The following is a 4,075-nucleotide window of genomic DNA, read 5'->3' on the forward strand; positions in this document are numbered from 1 at the left end:
TGCCTGTACAGGCTCACTGCCCGTCTGCCAATCGCGACATTCCTGGGATTGGCATCCGACACCCGAATGCGCTGCTTTCATCGATCCTTCGAAACAGTCGCGGTTGCCCCTGGAAAATCGATTTCGCGATACGTTTCCTAAAGGGTTTGCTGCCAGTCTGAAAATAAATTCCGACGTCACAAAACAGGGACACCGATGCAAACTTCGTTTGGCACCGGTCAGGCAAACAGGGAGAGCACGGATCTGGCATTCACAGATCCGTTGACCGGGCTTGGCAACCATCGCCGCTTCTTCGACAAGGTCGATCGCCTGATCGCCGACCGTGCCGACGATCCCGCGCCCTTTACCGTCGGCATTCTCGACCTCGACGGCTTCAAGCCGATCAACGATCTGTTCGGCCACAAGGCCGGCGACGACATCCTGATCCAGGTGGCGATGCGGCTGCGCGCCTCGATGGACGGCCATTCCACGGTCTGCCGCATCGGTGCCGACGAATTCGCCTTTCTCTATCCCCTGGTGTTCAGCGAGGATGCAGCGGCCGAAAAGTCGCGCATGCTGATCGAGATCCTGTCGGCGCCCTATGATGTCGGCGAACGCACCGCCAGGCTTTCGGCCTCGGTCGGCTGCTCGCTGTTCTATTCGGGCGACGAGACCACGGAAATCCTCATCAATAAGGCCGAGACGGCGCTCTATCACGCCAAGCGTTCCGGCCGTGGCCGCGTCGTCGTCTACACCCGTGAGATGGAAGAGGCGGCCAAGCGCGTCACCCGCATCGAACAGGCGCTGCGCCGGGCTGTCTCGGCCGGCGAGGTGGAGCCGCATTTCCAGCCCATCTTCTACCTCAACACGCGCCGCACCATCGGCTTCGAGACGCTGGCGCGCTGGACAGATCGCGACCTCGGCTCGGTGCCGCCGACCGTCTTCATTCCCATCGCCGAGGAGCGCGGCATCATCGGCCCGTTGTCGCAGCTGGTGCTGCGCAAGGCGACCGAAGCGGCCAGAAGCTGGCCGAAGGACCTGTTCCTGTCCTTCAACCTGTCGCCATCGCAGCTCGTCGACCAGAACACCGGCCTGCACATACTGGCGATCCTCGATCGCACCGGCTTCGATCCGCGCCGGCTGGAGATCGAGATCACCGAGACCGGCCTGATGAACGACCCGGCCTCTGCCGCGCAGATCGTCGAGGATCTGCGCCGCGTCGGCATCCGCGTCTCGCTCGACGATTTCGGCACCGGCCAGTCCTCGCTCGGCCGTCTGCGCGAATTCCATTTCGACAAGCTCAAGATCGATCGCGCCTTCGTCTCCTCCATTCTCGACGACCGTCCCTCGGAGCACATCATCCGCGCCATTCTCGCAATGTGCGAGGGGCTCGGCATGGACGTCGTCGCCGAAGGCATTGAGCAGGAAGCGCAGGCCGACCGCCTCGTCCAGTTCGGCTGTGCCGGCGGGCAAGGCTATCTGTTCGGCAAGCCCGTCGATGCCGACGCCACGCTCGGCTATCTCCGTGATTCCTTCCGCGGCGCCCTGCGCGCCAAGGCGATCTGACCGGCGATCCCCGCGATCCGCAATCCCGACGGTGCCGCCATGCGCATCCGGTGCGGCGCATTGTCGTTTTGTCTGACATAAGCCCAGAAATCCGATCTTTCGCCCTTGCCCACGCGCCTTGCGTGGCTAGGATGCGCGCCGATCACGCTACAGCGCCGCGCGTCCTTTCGGACGCGCAAAGGACGCTGTAGCAATTTACATCTTGCGCATGATCCCTTTCCGAAAATCGATCCGATTTTCGGGGTCATGCGCTGGGAGACAGGAACGATGATGCCATCGGCGCATTTTGCCGACCTCGAAGGAGCCTCGGTGCTGATCACCGGCGGCGGTTCCGGAATTGGTGCTGCCCTGACCGAGGGGTTTGTGCGCCAGGGCGCCAATGTCGCCTTCATCGACATCGCCGACGGCCCAAGCACGGCCCTTGCCGACCGCATCGAGAAAGCGTTCGGCAAGCGGCCGCTCTATCTCAAGACCGACCTACGCGACGTCGAGGCCCTGCGGGCGTCCGCCGCGAAGGCCGCCGAGGCGCATGGCGATGTCACTGTGCTGGTCAACAATGCGGCCTGGGATGAACGCCACGCCGTCGAGGACGTGACGGTCGAGTTCTGGGACAACAACCAGGCTATTAATCTCAGGCCGCATTTCTTCACCGCGCAAGCGGTGGCGCCGGGCATGAAGCGGGCGGGCGGCGGCTCGATCATCAACTTCACCTCGACGTCCTATCTGATCAACCACCCCGACATGCCGTCCTACACGGCCGCCAAGGCCGGTATCCTCGGTCTGACCAAGGGGCTGGCCGGCAAGCTCGGTGTCGACGGCATCCGCGTCAATGCCATTGCGCCCGGCTGGGTGATCACCGAGCGGCAGAAGGAGCTCTGGGTGACCGAACAGGGGCTTGCCGCCCATGTCGCCAAGCAATGCATCAAGCAGGTGATGCAGCCCGACGACATCGTCGGCACCGTGCTGTTCCTGGCCTCGGACGCCTCGCGCATGCTGACAGCGCAGATGCTGGTCGTCGATGGAGGTTTCCTGTGAGCCCAGCCGGGAACGCGCCGGCGGTCGCCGCCGTCGACTGGGGCACGACCCGCATGCGGGTCTGGCTGATCGACGGGCAAGGCAAGGTGCTTGCTGAACGCCGTGGCGATGATGGCCTGATCACGGCGCAGCAGAAGGGCTTTTCGACCATCCTCGAAGGGCATCTGGCGGCGATGGGAGCACCAGCGGCGCTGCCCGTCATCATCTGCGGCATGGCCGGATCCCGCCAGGGCTGGCTGGAAGCGCCCTATGTCACCGTGCCGGCGCCGCTTAGCGCCATCCTTGCTGGTGCCGCCAGCGTGCCCGGCCAGAGCCGCGACATCCGCATCGTTCCGGGCCTTGCCCAGCGACTGACTGACGCGCCCGACGTCATGCGCGGCGAGGAAACCCAGCTTGCCGGCGCCGGCCTGCCGGCCAGGGGGCGCCAGCTGGTCTGCATGCCCGGTACCCATTCGAAATGGGTGCTGGTCGAGGACGGTACTGTCACCGGCTTCGGCACCTGGCCGACCGGCGAGCTGTTTTCGGTGCTTGCCGCGCATTCGATCCTGCGCCATTCGCTCGGCGAACATCCAAAGCCCGTCACATCGGACAATCCGTTCTTCCGCCGCTGGTGCGAAACCGCATTGAGCGATGGCGGCGATGTCACCTCGCGGCTGTTTTCCATCCGCGCCGCCGGCCTGCTGCAGGATTTGAAAGCCGACGATGCCGCAGCCTGCCTGTCCGGCCTTCTGATCGGCGGCGAGATCGCCTCCGCCAGCCGTCGGCACGGCGCCGGTGCGGAACCCGTGGTGCTGGTCGCCTCCGGTGCGCTGGGAACGCTGTACAGCGAGGCGCTCGGCCTTGCCGGACTTGAGGTCCGGGCCGTCGACGCGGACGAGGCGGTGCGTGCAGGTCTCGTCGAGGCGGCGCGCGAGAACGGCATGATCGCAAGAATTGGAGCAGCTCGATGAGCCAGACCGCACCGTTTCCAAAACTCAAGCGCGGCCTGGTTGCCATCCTTCGCGGGCTCAAGCCCACCGAGGCGATGGCCATGGGCCAGGCACTGTTCGACGCCGGCATCGAGGCGATCGAAGTGCCGCTGAACTCACCGCAACCGTTCTCGTCGATCGCCCGCATCGTCCAAGTGCTGCCGAAAACGGCGCTGGTCGGTGCCGGCACGGTGCTGACGCCGGCCGATGTCGATGGCTTGCACCAGGCCGGAGGGCGGCTGCTGGTCAGTCCCAACATCGATGCCGAAGTGATGGCGCGCGCCATGCACTACGGCATGGTGACGATGCCCGGCGTGTTCACGCCAACCGAAGCCTTCCAGGCGATCAAGCTCGGCGCCTCGGCGCTTAAATTCTTCCCGGCGAGCGTGCTGGGTGCAGGCGGCATTTCCGCGATGCGCGCGGTGTTGCCGGCGCAAACGCTGGTCGGTGCCGTCGGCGGCGTCTCCGAAAAAGATTTTGCCGGCTACAAGGCGGCCACCTCGTCGACGCTCATGCCCGGCTTGAAC

General features: G+C 65.0%; 4 protein-coding genes. All 4 read left to right on the plus strand.

What is annotated here, in order from left to right; genetic code table 11:
• Positions 1-195: 195 nt before the first annotated feature.
• Entirely contained in the window at positions 196-1,545 is a 1,350-nt protein-coding gene (locus EN906_RS25355) for an EAL domain-containing protein (RefSeq protein WP_127375460.1), read from the plus strand.
• A 267-nt stretch (positions 1,546-1,812) separates the two neighbouring features.
• Positions 1,813-2,580 (plus strand): SDR family oxidoreductase, encoded by a 768-nt coding sequence (locus EN906_RS25360; protein ID WP_023814196.1) that lies wholly within the window; start codon positions 1,813-1,815, stop codon positions 2,578-2,580.
• Positions 2,577-3,530, plus strand: a complete 954-nt coding sequence (locus EN906_RS25365) for a 2-dehydro-3-deoxygalactonokinase (protein ID WP_127266733.1) — start codon at positions 2,577-2,579, stop codon at positions 3,528-3,530. Before EN906_RS25360 ends, EN906_RS25365 begins: the two co-directional genes overlap by 4 nt.
• Positions 3,527-4,075 (plus strand): 2-dehydro-3-deoxy-6-phosphogalactonate aldolase (locus tag EN906_RS25370; protein ID WP_164777347.1); only part of this gene is annotated, 549 nt, incomplete at its 3' end. The genes EN906_RS25365 and EN906_RS25370, both read left to right, overlap by 4 nt.

Origin of the sequence: Mesorhizobium sp. M7A.F.Ca.CA.004.06.1.1 (assembly GCF_003999135.1) — a bacterium.
Taxonomy (GTDB): Bacteria; Pseudomonadota; Alphaproteobacteria; order Rhizobiales; family Rhizobiaceae; genus Mesorhizobium.